This window comes from Streptomyces rapamycinicus NRRL 5491, assembly GCF_024298965.1.
GTDB lineage: Bacteria > Actinomycetota > Actinomycetes > Streptomycetales > Streptomycetaceae > Streptomyces > Streptomyces rapamycinicus.
This window is the reverse complement of the sequence record NZ_CP085193.1, coordinates 10,157,846-10,174,632: the sequence shown is the minus strand read 5'-3', so window position 1 is coordinate 10,174,632 and position 16,787 is coordinate 10,157,846. Positions and strand designations below refer to the sequence as shown.

Below are 16,787 nucleotides of genomic sequence, written 5' to 3'. Positions count from 1 at the left end.
GGGAGCGCCACTGAGGTCAGGAGCGTTGCTGTGCACAGCTCGAGTCGGAACGTACCTTCCTCCCTTCCGCGAGGCCTGGCGCGTATGCGGCGTGCCGTGGCGTCGACCGTCGGCATCGCGGGCGTCGTGGCGGGGACGCTGGGCGGTGCCGGTCCGGTCCAGGCGGCCCAGCCGCGCCCCGCACCGGTCGCGTGCCCGGCGAGCGTGGGCGACAAGGCCACGTGTTACACCGGCAAGGACAGCAACGGGGCGTACTACGCGATCGCCATTCCGAAGAAGTGGAACGGGTCGCTGATCGTCCACTCCCACGGCGGTCCCGACCTCGGCGAGGGGTCCGATCCCGAGCGGAGCGTCGGCGACCTGGACCGCTGGTCGGTGATGGTGTCCGAGGGCTATGCCTGGGCGGGCTCCTCCTACCGGCGAGGTGGCTACGGAACGCGCATGGCGGCCGCCGACACCGAGAATCTGCGCCGCCTGTTCGTGGCGGACTTCGGCAAGCCCGAGCGGACGTACGTACACGGCCAGTCCTGGGGCGGAAACGTCGCCGCCAAGGTCGTGGAGACGTACGTCGGGAAGAACGGCCCCTACGACGGCGCCCTCCTCACCAGCGGTGTCCTGGGCGGCGGCTCCCGGGGCTACGACTATCGCGTCGACCTGCGCGTGGTCTACCAGTACTACTGCCGCAACCTGCCCCGCCCCAGCGAGCCCCAGTACCCGCTGTGGCAGGGGCTGCGCCCCGGGTCGACCCTGACGACGGCCGGGCTGCGCGCCCGCCTTCAGGAGTGCACCGGCTACGCCTCCGCCCCCGCGGAGCGCACCGCGGCGCAGCAGCGCAACCTCGACGACATCCTCGCCGTGACACGCCTTCCGGAGCGGGCCCTGGAGTCCCATCTGCGGTTCTCGGTGTTCACCTTCCGCGACATCGTGCACAGCCGGCTCGGCGACCGCAATCCGTTCAGCAACCGGGGCGTGTGGTACTCCGGTTCACACGACGACACGGCGCTGAACGCGGGCGTCGAGCGCTTCTCCGCCGCCCCCGACGCCCGGCGTGACCTCTCCTACGACAGCGACCTCACCGGGCGCGTGTCCATCCCGGTGCTGACGATGCACGCCATCGACGACCCCACGGCATTCGTCGAGCACGAGTCGGCGTACCGGGCGACGGTCGATGGCGCGCACCGCGGGAAGCACCTCGTGCAGACCTTCACCGAGGAGAGCGAACACAGCGAGCTGAGCGACGCGGAGTACGCCAACTCCATCGCCGCCCTGGACTCCTGGGTGCGCACGGGCAGCAAGCCCACACCGCGGTCCATCGCGTCCTCCTGCGCCACGTTCGACCGCGTCTACGGCACCGGGTGCTTCTACGACTCCGGCTTCCGCCCCAAGCCCTACGCCTCTCATGTCCGGCCCCGGCCGGGCGGACTGACCTGGCCGGCCATGACGTCCGCCCAGGAGCGGGCCTGGAGCCGGATCGACGGCGTGGGCATCGCTCCCTGAAACACCCGCCGCCGGACCGCGGCGGGCCGTTCACCCCGGTGCCGGGCCCGCGTCGACGGTGTGGTCGAAGACGAACATATGGCCCGGGTAGTGGGTGATGGTGTACGGGGCGCGGGTGGCGGGGAGCGCCAGTTGGGGTGTCACCCCGCAGGCCCAGAACACCGGGACGTCGCCGTCCTCGACGACCGGGGATGGTCCGAAGTCCGGCCGGGTCAGGTCGGCGATGCCGAGCGCGGCGGGGTCGCCGATGTGCACCGGGGCCCCGTGCCCGGCCGGATAGCGGGCGGTGATCTCGACGGCGCGCGCCACCAGGCGGGCCGGTATCGCGCGCATGCTGACCACCAGCGGTCCGGACAGCCGCCCGGCGGGGCGGGTGGCCACGTCGGTGACGTAGACGGGCGGCGCCGCGGACTCCGGGGCGTACCGGACCGGGACGCCCGCGGCGCGCAGCGGGCCCTCGAAGGTGTGGCTGCAACCGAGGAGGAAGCCGACCGCGTCCGGGCGCCAGTGGGCGGTGATGTCGTGTGGTTCGGCGGCGAGTTCGCCGTCGTGCCAGATCCGGTAGCGCGGCAGGTCCGTCCGCAGGTCGGCGACGGTCGTGCCGAGCCGCACCACCGGATCGCCGGGCTCGGTGACGGCGAGGACGGGGCAGGGCGCGGGGTTGCGGGTGCAGTACAGCAGGAAGTCGAAGGCCAGGTCGCGCGGCACGATCACGAGGTTGGCCTGCTGGTACCCGTCCAGCAGACCGGCCGTGGGCCCGGTCCACCGGCCGTCCGCCCCCCGGCGCCGCAGCGCCGCCGGGGTGGCGGGGACGTCCTCGGGAAGGCCATCTCGGGAGGCGCCGGGGCCGGGCCGCACGGCGGCCGTCACGCCAGTTCCCGGTGGCTGGACTCGGAGACGGTGCGCAGCGTCAGCAGGGCGACCACCACGGTCGCCATCAGCAGGAAGCCCGGGGCGAGCAGACTGCCGGTGGCCGAGATCAGCCAGGTGGACAGATAGGGGCTGAGCCCGCCGCCGACGATGGTGCCGATGTTGAAGCTGAACGAGAGCCCGGTGTACCGCACCCGGGTCGGGAACAGCTCGGCGTACGTCGGGTACGTGACGGACTGGACGACCGGCATGGGCAGGGCCAGCACCACCATGGCCGCGACGGCGAGCGGGAAGCTGCCCAACCCCATGACCAGCATCGCGGGGACGACCAGGACCGCGTACCCGGCGAAGCCGATGGTGATGAGCCGCTTGCGTCCCCACCGGTCCGACAGCGCCCCGCACACCGGCATCAGGACGGCCACGAACAGGCTGATCCCGCCCATGATCCAGAAGGTGGAGCCCTTGGGGTAGCCGAGGTCGGTGGTCAGGTAGATGTTCATGAAGATCAGGCCGACCCAGTAGCCGCAGTTGGAGCCGATGGCCAGCAGGGTCACCTTCAGCACCGGCCCGCGGTGGCGGGTGAACACCTCGGTCAGCGGCGCCTTGGCGGTGGCCCGCTCCGACTTCGCCGCGAGGAAGCCCTCGGAGTCCGCGAGCCGGTTGCGGGCGATCAGGGCGACGACGACCAGGGGCAGCGAGAGCAGGAACGGTATGCGCCATCCCCAGGCGTCGAGCTGGCGCTCGCTCAGCGCGGTCGTGGTGACGCCCGCGACCAGGGCCGCGGCCCCGCCGCCGAGGGCCACCCCGACCGGGGTGAAGGCCCCGAAGAAGCCACGCCGCCCGGCCGGGGCCGACTCGGCGAGATACGTGGCCGAACCGGTCACCTCACCGCCCGCGAAGAACCCCTGCGCGAGCCGCACCACCAGCAGGGCGACGGGCGCGGCCACGCCGACGGCCTCGGCCGTGGGCAGCAGCCCGACGGCCGCGGTGGCGCCGCCCATCCCGGTCACGGTGAGGATCAGTACGGGCTTGCGCCCCACGCGGTCCCCGAGCCGCCCGAGCACGATGCCGCCCAGCGGCCGCATCAGGAACGCGCTGCCGAACACCGCGAGCGTGGCCAGCAGCGCGGCGGTGGGGTCGTCCCCGGGAAAGAAGTGCGGGCCGATGACCACGGCCAGATAGCTGTAGACGCCGAACTCGTAGTACTCGATGGCGGTGCCGGCGGCCGCCGCCAGCGCCGCCCGGCGCGGGCCGCCGCGCGCCGCGGTGGCCACGGCGGCCGCGTCCCCGGTGTCTCCGGGTGCCGTTGAGGCCGTTGATACGCTCGTCATGGGTTCCTCCGGGTCTGACATGTCCTTTGGCCGGGATGTGCTGTCAGTGCCGCCGGTACGGCGCCGGGGGCCCGTACGACGGTCATCCGCGGGACCAGTCCTCCTGCTGATGACCGTCGTCCTGCCGGGCCGGGCGCCGCTGCGCCGGTGGGTCAGTGGGTCGGTGAAGACCGCCGGGCGGATGAGGACCGCCTGGCGGGTGGCGGATCAGACGGCGAAGAGCTGCCCGAGGTCGGCGAACGCCTTGAACTCCAGCGCGTTGCCCGCCGGGTCGAGGAAGAACATCGTCCACTGCTCACCGGGCTCGCCCTGGAAGCGGACGTACGGCTCGATCACGAACTCCGTGCCCGCCGCGGTGAGCCGCTCGGCCAGCTGCTGGAACTCCGGCACCGGCAGCACCAGGCCGAAGTGCGGCACCGGCACCTGGTGGCCGTCGACCGGGTTGGTCCCGGCGACGCCGTCGCGCGGCGTCCCGGACGGGCCGTCGCCGACCTGGTGGGTGACGACCTGGTGGCCACCGAAGTTCCAGTCGATCCACTTGGTGTCCGAGCGGCCCTCGGCGAAGCCGAGCACCTTGCCGTAGAACTCCCGGGCGGCGTCGATGTCGTCCACCGGGATGGCCAGGTGGAAGGGGACGAGGGAGTCGGGCTGAGCGGTCATATGCGTGTCTCCTTGAAGTTTCGCAGGGTGTTTCGTTCGCAGGGTGTTTCAGGGGTTCACAGGGCGGGTTCAGTGGACGGGGGCGAGCCGGAGCTCGTCCCCGGGGAGGGTCTGGCCGACGAGATCGATGTCGGCGTCGGTGACCACCCCGATGACGGGGTAGCCGCCGGTGACCGGGTGGTCGGCGAGGAAGACGATGGGCTCGCCCGACGGCGGCACCTGGATGGCGCCGCGTACCGTCCCCTCGCTGGGCAGGTCGACCGAGCCGATGGCCAGCGGCGGTCCGGTCAGCCGCGCGCCCACCCGGTCGCACTGGGCGGAGACCCGCCAGGGCGTGGTGGTGAGCCGGTGCCGGTCCGCGGCGCCGAACAGCTCGTGCCGCGGGCCCCAGCGGAACCGGACGGTGGCCGGGCCGCCGTGCGGGACGACGCTGAACGCCAGCTCCAGCGGGATCGCCGGGACCGGGCGCACCGGCCCCAGTCCGTACTCCGCCCCGGCGCGCACCTGGTCGGGGCCGAGCCCGGTGAGGGAGTCGCGCGAGGCCGACCCCAGCACCCGCTCCGCCTCGATCCCGCCGGAGACGGCGAGGTAGGCGCGGCAGCCCGCCCAGGGGCGGCCGATGGCGAGCACCGATCCGGCACGGAGCCAGAGCCGCGGCGCGCCGTCGACCGGCACCCCGTCGACCGTCAGCGGCGCCGGGGCCCCGGTGACCGCCACATGGCGGCTGGTGGAGAGGGTGATCGCGAGGCCGCCGAGGGTGGCCTCCAGGGCCGGGGTGTCCTCCGGGTTCCCGGCCAGCCTGTTGGCGAGCCGGAAGCTGCGCCGGTCGGCCGGACCGGAGGCGGGCACGCCCAGATGGGCCATCCCCGGACGGCCCAGGTCCTGCACGCTGGCCGCCGGGCCCGCCTGGACGACCGTCAGTACGGCGGGCCGCGGGCCGGTGCCGGGGCCCGGTGGCCGGTGCCGGGGGCGGGTCCGGCGGCCCGGGGCGGCGGAGGTGACCGTCATGGCGTCACCGCCTCGAAGACGATCCGGTCGCCGACCGCGAGCCGGTTCGGCGGTTCGGCCGTCACGTCCCACAGCCGGGTGGTGGTGACGCCGATCTGGTGCCAGCCGCCGGGAGTTCCGCCGGGGTAGACCACCGTCTGGTTCCCGGCGATGGCCACCACCCCGGCGGCCACTCTCGGCCGCGGGCTGGACAGCCGGGGCAGCCGCAGGCTCTCCGGTACGCCGTCCAGATACGCGAAGCCGGGCGCGAAGCCGAAGAAGCCGACCCGGTACTCCCCCGCGCCGTGCCGCCGCGCGACCTCCTCCGGGGCCAGGCCGAGGCGTTCGGCGACCTCGGGCAGGTCCGGGCCGTCGTAGCGGACCGGGATCACGATCCGCCTGCCGGGCGGCGGTCCGGTGCGGTGCGCGCCGGACCCGTCGAGCACGGTGCGCAGCCCGGCGGCGAGCTTGCCCATCCCGGCGGCGTTCTCCGCCACCACCAGCACGGTCGTGGCGGCGGGCACGACCTCCCGCAGCCCCGACGCCCAGAGCTGGGCGCGGATCGAGGTGGCGACCTCGGCGGGGTGCCGGTCCGCGCACTCGATCAGCCAGCCACGGTCGCCGGCCCTCCGCAGAATCGTTTTGCCTGACGTTGCCGTCACAGACGTCACGTCCGCAGGCGTCATGTCCGCGGTCGGCACACCCGGAGGCGGCACCTCCGCCGGAGACACGTCCGCCGGGCTCACGTCCGCGGGCGGCACCTCCGCCGGGGTCACGGCCGCACCCCGACCCGGTCCGCGGCGGCACCGGGCGGGCCCACCGCGACACCCCCCGACGCCAGCGCCTCCCGTACGGCGGCGGCCAGCCCGGCCGCGCCCGGGGTGTCGCTGTGCACGCACAGCGCGGCCAGCTCCCCGCCGTCCGGGGCGATCCGTACGACGCCGCCGCTCACCGAGACCACCGTCCCCGACTCCGCCATCCGCAGGGCGCGTTCGGCCGCCTCGGCCGGGTCGGTGATCAGGGCGCCGGGCGCGGAGCGCGGCACCAGCAGCCCCTCGTCGGTGTAGCCACGGTCGATGAACCCCTCGGCCAGCGGGCGGACCCCGGCCGCCACCGCCCGTTCCCAGACCGCGGTGCGCGGCTGGCACAGCAGCGGCAGCGCGCGGTCGTACAGGGCCACGGCCTCGACGATCGCGGCCGCGTGCCCGGTGTGCCGGGCCGCCGCGTTGTAGAGCGCGCCATGGGCCTTCACATAGCCGACGCGACCGCCCGCGAGCCGGGCGAAGACCTCCAACGCACCCATCTGGTAAAGGAGTTCGTTGACCAGCGTGGCCGGCGGTACGTCAATGAAGCGGCGGCCGAAACCGGCCAGGTCGCGGTAGGAGACCTGGGCCCCGATCGCCACGCCCCGGGCGGTGCTCGCCTCGCAGGTGCGGCGCAGGATGTCGGGGTCCCCGGCGTGGAAACCGCAGGCCACGTTGGCCGCGGTGACCTGGTCGAGCAGCTCGCCCTCGTCGGCCGGCCCCCAGACCCCGAACCCCTCGCCCACATCGGTGTTGAGCGCGAGCGCGGTCACCGGGCCGACTCCGCCCAGTACGCCTGGAGGGCGCCGCTGCTGTTCTCCCAGGCCGTGTGCAGCCCTTCCTGGCCGCCGTCGATATGCGCGGTGATCTGCCGGGCCAGCTCCTCCGCGTCCCCGTCGGCCAGCGCCTGGACCATCGCGGCGTGCTCGTGGTGGACGCGGCCGTACGCGGAGGTGCCATGGACGTAGAACCGGGAGTACGGCTCCAGCCGGTGGTACATCTGCGAGATGATCTCGTAGCGCATGGGCAGCCGGGACAGCCGGTACATGTCCAGGTGGAAGGCGAGGTTCGTCCGCGACCAGATATCGGCGCCGGACCCCGCGGCCCGCTCCATCGCGGTCGCCATCTCCTCGAACCTGCTGATGTCGCGCCGGGACACCCGCTCGGTGACATGCTCGGCGAAACTCGGCTCGATGAGCCGCCGCAGGTTGTAGATCTCGTCGATCTCCTCGAGGTCCAGCACCGTGACGAACGTGCCGCGGCCCGGCGTCGAGCGCAGCAGGCCCTCGCTCGCGAGGGTGCGCATGGCCTCCCGGAGCGGGATGCGGCTCACCCCGAAACGGTCGGCGAGTTCGTCCTGGACCAGTCGGTGGCCCGGCGGGTAGACGCCCTCGACGATCAGCCGGCGCAGCTCGTCGGTGAGGGCGTCGGCGCCTTGGGCATCACCGCGGCGGCCTCTGTCTTCTCGGCTCATATACTGTGTATACAGTGCATGCACCGAATGCGGGAAGGGGTCGGACCGCGGGAAATCCGTCCGTCAGGTTCGCGCTCCGGGCCGGAGCCGCCTCAGCCGCCCGCCAGGGCGCGGTCCAGGAGCGGGAGCAGTCGGTCCCAGTGGCGTCGCAGCGCCGAGGGGCTGAAGGCGTCGGTGTCGGACATGGTGAAGCCGTGGACGGTGTCGGGGTAGATCTCGGTGGTGTGGCCGACACCCGCGGCGTCCAGTGCCCGGTTGAGTTCGCCGATGGCCTCGGGCGACATGTCGCCTTCGGCGAGGCCGATGTGGACGTCGGCGGTGAGGTCGGGGACGCGGCGGTGCGGGCTGTCGGGCGCGTCGGTCACCAGGAAGCCGGGGTGGAATCCGGCGACGGCGGCCACCTGGCCGGGGTGGGCCGTCGCGGTGCGCATCGCCAGGGCGGCGCCTATGCAGTAGCCGATCACGCCGACCGGTCCGGGCCCGACCTCGGGCCGGGCGGTGAGGAACCCGAGGTAGGCATCGGCGTCGCGCAGGATCCGTTCGGTGGTGTGCTCCACGATCAGGGGCATCAGCTGTCCGATGATCGCGGGCCGGATCTCCTCCCCGATGTGCCCGGGAAGTTCGATCACCGGTGCCGGGCCGTGCCGGTAGAGGAAGTTGGGGACGAGCACGTAGTACCCGTGCCCGGCCAGTTCACGGGCCCGCTCCTCCAGCTCGGGCCGGATGCCGAAGGCGTCCGGGTACAGCAGCACCCCCGGGTGCCGCCCGCCCCCGTCGGGGAAGGCGGCGATGGCGTCGGCCTGACCGTCCGGGGTGGGGATCCGCAGTGTCGTGATGGGCAAGGTCTTCCTTCCTTGGAGTTCGCTCAACAAACGTTTGTCGCACTAACGTTGTCGGCGCGAGCGAACGTACATCGTTAGTCGGACTAACGCAATCGGTAAGATGAGCGCCATGACCAGAGCCGAAGCCGCGGACGTCCCCGACGACGGCGCGCCCCAGACGCCCGAACGGCTGCGTCGACTGGCGAGCCGACTGCTGTCGCAGCTGACCACGCGGTCGGACCGGCTGATCAACGAGGGCCTGGCCCGGGCCGACGCCCGCAAGTGGCACTACGCCGCGCTCGCCTCGCTGGAGGAATACGGCCCGGGCAGCCAGGCCACGCTGAGCAGGCGCACCGGCATCTACCGCAGCGACATGGTCGGTGTGCTCAACGAACTGGCCGAGCGTGGCCTCGTCGAGCGGGCGCCGGACCCCGACGACCGGCGCCGTAACACCATCACGATCTCCCCCCGGGGCCGCCGCCGGCTACGCCGCCTCGACAAGGTCCTGGCCGAACTCCACGACGAACTGCTCGCGCCGCTGAGCCCGGCCGAACGCGACCAGTTCGCGCGGTTGCTCACCCGCTTGCTCGACCACCACACCCGGCGGACCCCCTGACCCCGGTGGGCCGGCCCGGGGCGGCCCACCTCTTCCGGTACGGCGTGGGAGGAGCTGCCCTGACGCGCCGACCGGACCGACCGGAGCGACCGGGCTAGGGCCGAGCGCTGGGCGCGGGCGCGTTGAGGTCTCGGTGGACCGCGCGGGCGACGCCCTCGATGTTGGCGATGCCGTCGTCCATCGTGGCGTTGTCCTGCGAGAGCACCGTGATCGTGTAGTCGTGGTCGCCGCCGGTGAAGGCGCCGAGGCTGTGCACCCGCCAGCCGTTCGTGGCCCGCTCCAGCCAGCCGTTCTTCACATGCACCTGTGCGTCACTCGGCGCGCCGGCCGGGGTCCCCCAGCGCTGCGAGGGGATGACCTCGCTCGTCAGCTTCAGGATGTAGCCGCGGGAGTCCTCGCTGAGCACCGGGTTCGCGTGGGTCACCAGGTTGAGGAGCTTTTCCTCGTCGTTCGCGGTGATCTGGGTGAGCCCCCAGTGCCCCTCGCTGTCGAGGACGGTGTTGGTCATCCCGGCGGCCCGCAGGAATCCGTTGATCCTGTCCGTGCCGAGCTGCTTCCACAGTGCGGTGGTGGCATCGTTGTCGGACTGCGTGATCATGGCGGTGGCGCGGTCCTTCTCCTCCTGTGTCAGGGCGCGGTCGTCCTTCTGCGCGTCCCACAGCAGCGTGGCGAGCACGGTCACCTTGACCGTGCTCGCGGAGTCGAACGTCCGGTCCGCGTCGAGAGTGCAGGTGGTGTTCGTGGTGCGGTCGTGGAGGCTGATCGCCGTCGTGGCGGTGGAGCCGTCCAGCGCCGCGTTGATGTCCTCGGAGAGCTTGTCGGCGAGCCCCGGCTGGTCCGAGGTGCAGATCGCCGCCTGCGGGGTGGCCGCGTGAGCCGACCCCACCGAGGCGATCGTCGGCACGAGTGCCCCCGCGGCCAGCGCCGCTCTTGACGCCAGCGTGGTCCGGGGAAGCCGGGATATTCGGCGGTGTCGCCCCATGGTGTGTGCCTGTCCATTCGCTCGTGGTGCGGTTGCGCTTCCTCACGCGGGGGCCTTCGCTCCGTCGCGAAGACATTCCGGTGCTCCACCACTGGAGGACGAAGATGCGATGGGCGGGGTTCAAAAACGTGTCCGAATCTCACAAGATCGCTCCACAACCGGCACAGCGGTTCGCGCAGATCGCACCCGTGCGCACGGCGGACCCGCCGCCGCCCGCGTTCGGCGTCGGCGAGCCGACAGTCCGTCGCCCGGGGCGGGCCGCATAGTCGACAATCGGAAGTGAGGCAGGGTCCGGGCCGGACAGGAGAAGGTTGTGAGCACACCGCGGATCGACTACCAGGCGGTGTTCGCCGTCACGCCCAGTCCTTACCTGGTGCTGACCCCCGACCTGATGATCGTCGAGGTCAACGAGGCCTATCTGCGGGCCACCGGCCGGACCAGGGAGGAGCTGATCGGCCACTACCTCTTCCAGGTCCACCCCGACAATCCGGCGGACCCGGACGCCGACGGGGTGCGCAATCTGGACGCCTCGCTCCAGCGGGTCCTGCGTTCGAAGCGAACGGACACGATGGCGGTGCAGAAGTACGACATCCCCATCTCCGGGCGTCCGGGAGTGTTCCGGGCGAAGTGGTGGTCGCCCATCAACACACCCGTCCTCGGGCCCGACGGAGAGGTGCGGTGGATCATCCACCAGGTGGAGGACATGACGGAGTTCGTGCTGACCCGCTCGCTGCGCCCGGGCCCCGAGGAGGCGGGCGGGGACCGCGAGGCGATGGAGGCCGAGCTGTACACGCGGGCACGGGAACTCCAGCGCCTCAACGAGGAACTCCGCGAGGCACACGACCGGGAGCGCCGGACCGCCCTCACCCTCCAGGAGGCCATGCTGCACTCCCCGGACCTGGCCGGGCACCGCGAGATCGCCGTGCGCTACATGCCCGCCGCCCGGTCGCTCAATGTGTGCGGGGACTGGTACGACGTGGTGGACCTGTCCGCGGACACCTTCACCGTCGCGGTCGGCGATGTGGTCGGCCACGGCCTGGAGGCCGCCGCCGTCATGGGCATGCTCCGCAGCGCCCTGTCCGCCGCCGTCCGCGCCATCAGCGAGCCCGGCAGAGCGATGGACGTCCTGAGCCTCTACGCCCGCACCTTCGAGGGCGCACTGGCCACGACCGCGGCCAAGGCCGTCGTCGACACTCGCCACCAGCGCATCACCTACACCAGCGCCGGTCACCCGCCACCCGTCCTGGCCCGGCCGGACGGCACCGTCGACCTGCTCGACCAGGCCACCAACCCTCCACTGGGCCTGGTCGTCGACCACCTTCCCCGCCCGCAGGCCACGGTGTCCTACGCCCCGGGCGACACCCTCGTGCTCTACACCGACGGACTCATCGAACGCCGCGACGAGGACATCGACGTCGGGCTGCGCCGCCTCACCGACACCCTCGCCCGCCACACCTCTCTCGGCCCCGACCATCTGGCCGACACCCTGCTCACCCGCCTCGGCGTGGCGGACGGCGGACGCGACGACATCGCCCTGATCGTCGTCCGGCTGTGAGATCCCGCCCGGTCATGCGCCAGTCGCTTCGGTGAGCGGTTCCGTCAGCCGAGGAACCGACCGTTCCTAGACTCGGCCCATGGAGATCACCGACAACACCGCGCTCGCCCGCGACCTCGCCCCCACCGGAGTGCTCCGCGCCTCCATCAACCTCGGCAACCCCGTCCTCGCCCGGGGCACCCCGGACGCGCCCGGCGGTGTCACCGTCGATCTCGCCCGTGAGGTGGCCCGGCGCCTCGGCCTGCCCGTGGAGTTCCTCTGCTTCGACGCGGCCCGCAAGTCCTACGAGGCCATGGCCACCGGCCACGCCGACCTGTGCTTCCTCGCCATCGAACCGGCCCGCGAGGCGGAGATCGCGTTCACCCCTCCGTACGTGCACATCGAGGGGGTGTACGCCGTCCCGGCCGAGTCCCCACTGCGCACACCGGAAGACGTGGACCGTCCGGGCATCCGCATCGGGGTGAAGCAGGGCTCGGCCTACGACTTGTTCCTCACCCGCACCCTGCGCCACGCCACCGTGGCCCGGGGCCCGGAGGGGGTGGACGTCTTCCACACCGAGAAGCTGGAGGCCGCGGCCGGAATCCGGCAGCCACTGACCGCACACCTCGCCGAACGCCCCGAACTGCGCCTGGTCGAGCCCGCGTTCATGACCATCCGGCAGGCCGTCGGGACGACGAGGACACGACGTCCGGAGACCGTGCGCTTCCTGAGCGGGACCGTGGCCCACTTGACGGCCTCCGGGTTCGTCGCCGAGGCGCTGAGCAGGTCCGGGCAGAACCCGGCACTGGCCGCGCCGACGGAGCGGTGAACGAAGCGGGACGTCGGTCGGCTACTTCTACGCGCGGCGTCAGAGGCGGTTGCGGTGCGGGGTGCCCACGCCGCGGAGCAGGGTGTCCACGACGAGCGTCGTGAGGGCCAGATATGACCGGCCGCCGCGGGCCGCGGCGGTGACGTCGGAAACCCGCCAGCCTCTTCGCTCGCGTCCTTCTACCTTCGCGAACATGTCGCAGTCGCAACGGAGCCAGAGGGTCGTCCAGGACGCCTGGAAGGCGTTCGCCGGCCACGACGCCGAGCAGATCTCCGCGGTCCTCACCGAGGACGCCGAGTGGCCGGCGCCCCCGGGAAACGCGACCGCGGTCGCGCTGGACGGCCCCAGTCACATGGTCGGCAAGAAGGCCATCGTGCGCTTCCTCGCCGAGGACTTCCCCCGCTTCTTCGTACGCGACGTCGCCGTCACCTTCCACGGTTTCCACGCCGATGGCGACCGAGTCGTCGTGGAGGAGACCATGACGGCGACGCTCGCGAACGGCAACCACTACGCCAATGACTACTGCTTCGTCTTCGAGCTCCGGGACGGGCTGATCCACCGGGTCCGTGAGTACATGGACACGGCGCGCGGGCACCGTATGGTCTTTGGCGAGCTTCCGCCCCAATGATCCCGTTCGACGGACGCGCGGGACGGCTCTCGGGACGACCGGTGGTCACGGAAACCTCGACAGGCCGCCGCACACACCCACTTCTTGGCATATGTTGGACCGATGAGTTCACATGACCTGGAGCCCCGGCCTCCGTCCCCACTGGTGGAAAAGATAGACAGCGCGCTGGCAGTACTGATCATCGTCGGTATCGCCGGCGGATCGTTCTGGCTGGCCTCGGGCCTCACCTCGTCCTACATGGTGCTCTTCAACTGACCTGCCCGTGCCCGGGCCGTCCGGCTACCGGACGGTCTACCGGCCGGCCCGGGCACGGGCGTAGATGCGGCCCCGGCGCTTGGCTTCGCGGAGGAACAGGACCGTGGGGATCAGGCAGATCACGATGGCCACCAGGCTGGCCTCCGGCCCGAACGCACCGCCGGTCAGCGCCTCGGGACCGCTCACCGAGGCGGTGAACAGGCTGCCATGGCTCGCGTCGGAGCCGGAGACGGTGGTGCCGAAAACACCTCCCTCTGCCATGTTCCACCCCAGGTGCAGCCCGATCGGCAGCCACAGGGAACGGGTCGCCGCGTAGACCGAGCCGAACAGCAGGCCCGCCTCGACCGCGATGGCCAGCCCGCCCCACACCGTGGCGTCCGGGTTCACCATGTGCAGCGCCCCGAACAGCAGGCCCGACGCCGCCAGCGCTCCCCATGTGCCGGTCTTCTCCTCCAGGACGCGGAACAGCGCGCCGCGGAAGGCCAGTTCCTCCGTCACCGCCACGCAGGTCATCAGACCCAGCGTCGTGAGCGCCCCGCCGAACGTGCCCCAGCCCTTCAGGTGGTAGCCGCCGCCCATCGCGATCACCGCGATCACCAGCGAGAACATCCCGAGTCCTAGCAGCGCGCCCGTGCGCAGTTCCGATCGGGCGTTCGCGGGCCGCAGTTCGGCCGGGTTCCGGCGGTTCTCCAGGCGCCGCACCAGCCATACGTACGCGCCGAGCGCGAGGCCCGCCGTCGCCACGCCCGACAGCAGGCCGGTCACCGGGGTCGCGTCGGCCACGCCGTTGATCAGCGTGGTCAGCCCGTTCACTGCCAGGAGCAGTACGAACAGCACCGGCAGCCGCACCCACGCGGACTCCCAGCGCGCCGAGCGCGGCTTGTGGAGGGTGCGCGGTTCGGGCGCGGGCCCCGACGGCGCCGGTATTTCCGGTTGCGGCGTCGGCTCCGGTAGCGACGTCTGCTCCGGCGGCGATGGCGGCTCCGACGGCGATGGCGGCTCCGGCCGCTCGTTCGACTGCGACATGGCGTCCTCCTCGTGGACCGGCTCCTCGTGGACCGGTGCGGATGTGCTCCGGCTCGGCACAGCGAGGAAGCTACGAGCTGGGACCGGCGCGGATCGTCACCGCCACGTGGACACTCCCCGGGGCGGGGTCCCCCGCGCGGGGCATCCGGGAGTCCACTCGCGGGGGATGCCGGCGGCGGCGTTCGCGGATACGTTCGGCGGGCGCAGGTCTGCCCCGCCCTCCCGTGCCCGCCCGTACCGGGCCACGGCCGATCCCTGGGACCACAGTGAAATCCGTGAGAAGTGAGAGCACCGACAGCACGCTGTCGCCCGGACCGGACGAAACCGCCGGGACGCGCCGTGCCGCGCGCATGGCGGCGGTGTGCGCCGGATGGTGGCGAACCTGGACCGCATGGTGGCAGGGGCGTCCGCGCGCCGCGCGGGACCGGGAGTTGGCGTTCGTGCTCACCGTGCTGTCCTTCGCCGAGCCGCTGGCCAGTGTCGGTGCCCGGTTCAGTGACCTGCCGCCCCGGCACGCGCCCGTGCTCGCGGTGCTGCTGGCGCTGGGGCAGACGCTGCCGCTGGCGGTGCGCGCCAACCACCCCGCGCTCTGTCTCACGCTGGTGGGCCTGTCCTTCGGGGTGCACCAATCGCTGGGGCTGCCGCAGACGTTCGCCAGCATGGGGCTCTACCTCGCGCTGTACTCGGTGGGCGCGCACGCGGAGCGCGGGCGGCGGCTGCTGGTTGTGCCCGCCGTGATGGCGTACGCCGCCCTGTCCGTCGTCCTGCACGCGCGCGGAGCGCCGCAGCCGCCGCAGGACTATGTCGTCATCGGGCTCGTACTGGCCGCCCCCTGGGGTGGCGGCGCCGTCGTACGGGGCCGTCGGGCGGCCGAGGCCGAGCGGCGACGGCTCGTGGCGGTGGCCGCCACGGCGGCCGAACGAAGCCGTCTGGCACGGGAGTTGCACGATGTGGTGACCCACCATGTGACCGCGATGGTGGTGCAGTCCGACGCCGCGCCGTTCCTGATGGCGTCTCCGGAGCGGGTGACCGAGTCGCTGGCCGCGATCAGCGGCACCGGGCGGCGCGCGCTGGCCGAACTGCGGTACCTGCTGGGCGTGCTGGAGGCCACGGGCGAGTCCGCGGCGGCGCACGGGGCCGCGCCGATGCCGGACGCGGCGCCGGGCGGGTCGGCACCGGGCAGGTCGGCACCCGACAGTCGCGCGCCTGCCCGCGGCGATCTGCGCGACCTGGTCGAGCAGACCCGTAGGGGCGGCCAGCCCGTCGACCTGGTCGAGGAGGGCAAGCGGCTGCCGCTGCCGATCGGCGCGGACCTGACCGTGTACCGGCTCGTCCAGGAATCCCTCACCAACGCCGTGAAGTACGCGTCGGGGCGGGCCACCCGCGTCACGGTCGGCTACGGCCATGAACACGTCGACGTCGAAGTGGCCAACGACGGTCCCGACGACCACGCCCGCCAGGGCATCGGCGACGCTCACGGCGACGGCCGTCTCGCGCCGCCCAGGCCGCACCATGTATCCGGCGGCCGGGGTCTGGGCGGGCTCCGCGAGCGTGTCAGAATGCTCGGCGGCGACTTCACCGCGGGCCCGCGCGCCGACGGGGGCTTCTCGGTCCGCGCCCGTATACCCACCGGAGGCGACGCATGACCGCGGGACCCCCTCCGCCACTCCCCCTCCCGCCGTTCCCCCCGGCGGACTCCAGCACTCCGATCCGTGTGCTGATCTGCGAGGACCAGGCCCTCGTGCGGGCCGGTTACGTCACGATCTTCTCGGCCCAGCCGGACATCGAGGTGGTGGGAGAGGCGGACAACGGACAGGCCGCGGTCGAGGCGGCGAAGGCGCTGCGGCCCGATGTCGCCGTGATGGACATCCGGATGCCGCTGCTGGACGGCATCGAGGCCACCCGGCAACTGGCCGGTCCCGGCACGACGCCCAGCACCCGGATCCTCGTGGTCACCACGTTCAACGTGGACGCGCTGGTGTACGAGGCGCTGCGCGCCGGTGCCAGCGGCTTCCTGCTGAAGGACGCACCGCCCGCGGAACTGGTCAACGGCGTACGGACCGTCGCACGCGGCGAGTCACTGCTCGCGCCCGCCGTGACACGCACGCTCATCGGCGAGTTCGCGGGCCGGGTGCGCGCGGCGGACGACCCGGCCCCCATCCCGGGCCCCGGCCCGGACGCGGACGCCGCGCGCGAGCGCGAACGTCTGAAGGTCCTCGCCCCGCGCGAGTACGAGGTGCTGAGGCTGATCAGCGCGGGCCTCTCGAACGCGGAGATCGCGGCGGAACTGGTGCTCAGCGGGGAGACCGTCAAGACGTATGTGTCCCGCATCCTGACCAAGCTGGACCTGCGCGACCGCGTTCAGGCCGTCGTCCTCGCCTACCGGGCGGGAGTGGCGCCGGACCGGCGCTGAGCGGGCGGCCGACACACGGCGCCGCGCCCGGCCGCCCCCGGCCCCCGCCCCCGCTCCCGCC

General features: G+C 72.6%; 19 protein-coding genes. 8 read left to right on the top strand and 11 right to left on the bottom strand.

Features of this window, described 5'->3' with window-relative positions; genetic code table 11:
* Window positions 1–84: 84 nt before the first annotated feature.
* On the top strand, window positions 85–1,497 hold the full coding sequence (locus LIV37_RS42110; protein ID WP_020873170.1) for a hypothetical protein: 1,413 nt from the start codon (window positions 85–87) through the stop codon (window positions 1,495–1,497).
* Window positions 1,498–1,527: 30 nt separating this feature from the next.
* On the opposite strand, the gene LIV37_RS42105 is transcribed toward LIV37_RS42110, so the two are convergent.
* From LIV37_RS42105 to LIV37_RS42070, 8 genes are all read right to left on the bottom strand, one after another.
* Entirely contained in the window at window positions 1,528–2,367 is an 840-nt protein-coding gene (locus LIV37_RS42105; protein ID WP_254807150.1) for a putative hydro-lyase, read from the bottom strand.
* Window positions 2,364–3,698, bottom strand: coding sequence for an MFS transporter (locus LIV37_RS42100; protein ID WP_121823858.1), 1,335 nt, complete (start codon window positions 3,696–3,698; stop codon window positions 2,364–2,366). The genes LIV37_RS42105 and LIV37_RS42100 overlap by 4 nt, the downstream gene beginning before the upstream one ends.
* Window positions 3,699–3,905: 207 nt before the next feature.
* Entirely contained in the window at window positions 3,906–4,358 is a 453-nt protein-coding gene (locus tag LIV37_RS42095; protein ID WP_020873167.1) for a VOC family protein, read from the bottom strand.
* Window positions 4,359–4,427: 69 nt separating this feature from the next.
* Entirely contained in the window at window positions 4,428–5,366 is a 939-nt protein-coding gene (locus LIV37_RS42090) for a 5-oxoprolinase subunit C family protein (RefSeq protein ID WP_020873166.1), read from the bottom strand.
* The gene (locus LIV37_RS42085; RefSeq protein WP_243146056.1) at window positions 5,363–6,007 is read right to left on the bottom strand and encodes a 5-oxoprolinase subunit B family protein; all 645 of its coding nucleotides are present in this window, start codon (window positions 6,005–6,007) and stop codon (window positions 5,363–5,365) included. The genes LIV37_RS42090 and LIV37_RS42085 overlap by 4 nt, the downstream gene beginning before the upstream one ends.
* A 110-nt stretch (window positions 6,008–6,117) precedes the next feature.
* Window positions 6,118–6,921: a LamB/YcsF family protein gene (locus LIV37_RS42080; protein ID WP_020873164.1), complete on the bottom strand. Its 804-nt coding sequence runs from the start codon at window positions 6,919–6,921 to the stop codon at window positions 6,118–6,120.
* Complete coding sequence (locus LIV37_RS42075) at window positions 6,918–7,622, bottom strand: GntR family transcriptional regulator (RefSeq protein WP_020873163.1); 705 nt, start codon at window positions 7,620–7,622, stop codon at window positions 6,918–6,920. The genes LIV37_RS42080 and LIV37_RS42075 overlap by 4 nt, the downstream gene beginning before the upstream one ends.
* 92 nt (window positions 7,623–7,714) lie before the next feature.
* A complete protein-coding gene (locus LIV37_RS42070) occupies window positions 7,715–8,464 on the bottom strand; it encodes a dienelactone hydrolase family protein (RefSeq protein ID WP_020873162.1) in 750 nt (249 codons plus the stop codon).
* Between the two features lie 109 nt (window positions 8,465–8,573).
* Here LIV37_RS42070 and LIV37_RS42065 point away from each other — a divergent pair, with 109 nt between their 5' ends.
* Window positions 8,574–9,059 carry a MarR family winged helix-turn-helix transcriptional regulator gene (locus LIV37_RS42065; protein WP_020873161.1) on the top strand — a complete coding sequence of 162 codons (486 nt, stop codon included), beginning with the start codon at window positions 8,574–8,576 and terminating at the stop codon, window positions 9,057–9,059.
* A gap of 94 nt (window positions 9,060–9,153) precedes the next feature.
* Here the strand turns inward: LIV37_RS42065 and LIV37_RS42060 are convergent, their stop codons facing one another.
* Entirely contained in the window at window positions 9,154–10,041 is an 888-nt protein-coding gene (locus tag LIV37_RS42060) for a serine hydrolase (protein ID WP_121823859.1), read from the bottom strand.
* Between the two features lie 313 nt (window positions 10,042–10,354).
* Between LIV37_RS42060 and LIV37_RS42055 the strand changes: the two genes are divergently transcribed.
* Together LIV37_RS42055 and LIV37_RS42050 are read left to right on the top strand one after the other, a co-directional pair.
* The gene (locus LIV37_RS42055; protein WP_020873159.1) at window positions 10,355–11,596 is read left to right on the top strand and encodes a PP2C family protein-serine/threonine phosphatase; all 1,242 of its coding nucleotides are present in this window, start codon (window positions 10,355–10,357) and stop codon (window positions 11,594–11,596) included.
* Window positions 11,597–11,675: 79 nt separating this feature from the next.
* Window positions 11,676–12,404, top strand: coding sequence for a transporter substrate-binding domain-containing protein (locus LIV37_RS42050; RefSeq protein WP_020873158.1), 729 nt, complete (start codon window positions 11,676–11,678; stop codon window positions 12,402–12,404).
* Between the two features lie 39 nt (window positions 12,405–12,443).
* On the opposite strand, the gene LIV37_RS42045 is transcribed toward LIV37_RS42050, so the two are convergent.
* Window positions 12,444–12,599 (bottom strand): hypothetical protein, encoded by a 156-nt coding sequence (locus LIV37_RS42045; RefSeq protein WP_020873157.1) that lies wholly within the window; start codon window positions 12,597–12,599, stop codon window positions 12,444–12,446.
* Here LIV37_RS42045 and LIV37_RS42040 point away from each other — a divergent pair.
* Together LIV37_RS42040 and LIV37_RS42035 are read left to right on the top strand one after the other, a co-directional pair.
* Complete coding sequence (locus LIV37_RS42040) at window positions 12,598–13,032, top strand: nuclear transport factor 2 family protein (protein WP_020873156.1); 435 nt, start codon at window positions 12,598–12,600, stop codon at window positions 13,030–13,032. The two genes, LIV37_RS42045 and LIV37_RS42040, sit on opposite strands and share 2 nt — an antisense overlap.
* A gap of 102 nt (window positions 13,033–13,134) precedes the next feature.
* The gene (locus LIV37_RS42035) at window positions 13,135–13,287 is read left to right on the top strand and encodes a hypothetical protein (protein WP_167525773.1); all 153 of its coding nucleotides are present in this window, start codon (window positions 13,135–13,137) and stop codon (window positions 13,285–13,287) included.
* Window positions 13,288–13,323: 36 nt separating this feature from the next.
* On the opposite strand, the gene LIV37_RS42030 is transcribed toward LIV37_RS42035, so the two are convergent.
* A complete protein-coding gene (locus LIV37_RS42030) occupies window positions 13,324–14,313 on the bottom strand; it encodes a CPBP family intramembrane glutamic endopeptidase (RefSeq protein ID WP_121823860.1) in 990 nt (329 codons plus the stop codon).
* Between the two features lie 275 nt (window positions 14,314–14,588).
* Here LIV37_RS42030 and LIV37_RS42025 point away from each other — a divergent pair, with 275 nt between their 5' ends.
* Together LIV37_RS42025 and LIV37_RS42020 are read left to right on the top strand one after the other, a co-directional pair.
* Window positions 14,589–15,959: a sensor histidine kinase gene (locus tag LIV37_RS42025; protein WP_243146057.1), complete on the top strand. Its 1,371-nt coding sequence runs from the start codon at window positions 14,589–14,591 to the stop codon at window positions 15,957–15,959.
* Window positions 15,956–16,726 carry a response regulator transcription factor gene (locus LIV37_RS42020; protein ID WP_020873152.1) on the top strand — a complete coding sequence of 257 codons (771 nt, stop codon included), beginning with the start codon at window positions 15,956–15,958 and terminating at the stop codon, window positions 16,724–16,726. The genes LIV37_RS42025 and LIV37_RS42020 overlap by 4 nt, the downstream gene beginning before the upstream one ends.
* Window positions 16,727–16,787 lie beyond the last annotated feature (61 nt).

Excerpts from the sequence above, each read along its gene's own strand:
- LIV37_RS42045 (WP_020873157.1), bottom strand. The coding sequence starts at position 12,599 with ATGTTCGCGAAGGTAGAAGGACGCGAGCGAAGAGGCTGGCGGGTTTCC.
- LIV37_RS42090 (WP_020873166.1), bottom strand. The coding sequence starts at position 5,366 with ATGACGGTCACCTCCGCCGCCCCGGGCCGCCGGACCCGCCCCCGGCAC.
- LIV37_RS42100 (WP_121823858.1), bottom strand. The coding sequence starts at position 3,698 with ATGACGAGCGTATCAACGGCCTCAACGGCACCCGGAGACACCGGGGAC.
- LIV37_RS42060 (WP_121823859.1), bottom strand. The coding sequence starts at position 10,041 with ATGGGGCGACACCGCCGAATATCCCGGCTTCCCCGGACCACGCTGGCG.
- LIV37_RS42095 (WP_020873167.1), bottom strand. The coding sequence starts at position 4,358 with ATGACCGCTCAGCCCGACTCCCTCGTCCCCTTCCACCTGGCCATCCCG.
- LIV37_RS42050 (WP_020873158.1), top strand. The coding sequence starts at position 11,676 with ATGGAGATCACCGACAACACCGCGCTCGCCCGCGACCTCGCCCCCACC.
- LIV37_RS42020 (WP_020873152.1), top strand. The coding sequence starts at position 15,956 with ATGACCGCGGGACCCCCTCCGCCACTCCCCCTCCCGCCGTTCCCCCCG.
- LIV37_RS42030 (WP_121823860.1), bottom strand. The coding sequence starts at position 14,313 with ATGTCGCAGTCGAACGAGCGGCCGGAGCCGCCATCGCCGTCGGAGCCG.
- LIV37_RS42035 (WP_167525773.1), top strand. The coding sequence starts at position 13,135 with ATGAGTTCACATGACCTGGAGCCCCGGCCTCCGTCCCCACTGGTGGAA.
- LIV37_RS42110 (WP_020873170.1), top strand. The coding sequence starts at position 85 with ATGCGGCGTGCCGTGGCGTCGACCGTCGGCATCGCGGGCGTCGTGGCG.
- LIV37_RS42075 (WP_020873163.1), bottom strand. The coding sequence starts at position 7,622 with ATGAGCCGAGAAGACAGAGGCCGCCGCGGTGATGCCCAAGGCGCCGAC.
- LIV37_RS42065 (WP_020873161.1), top strand. The coding sequence starts at position 8,574 with ATGACCAGAGCCGAAGCCGCGGACGTCCCCGACGACGGCGCGCCCCAG.
- LIV37_RS42040 (WP_020873156.1), top strand. The coding sequence starts at position 12,598 with ATGTCGCAGTCGCAACGGAGCCAGAGGGTCGTCCAGGACGCCTGGAAG.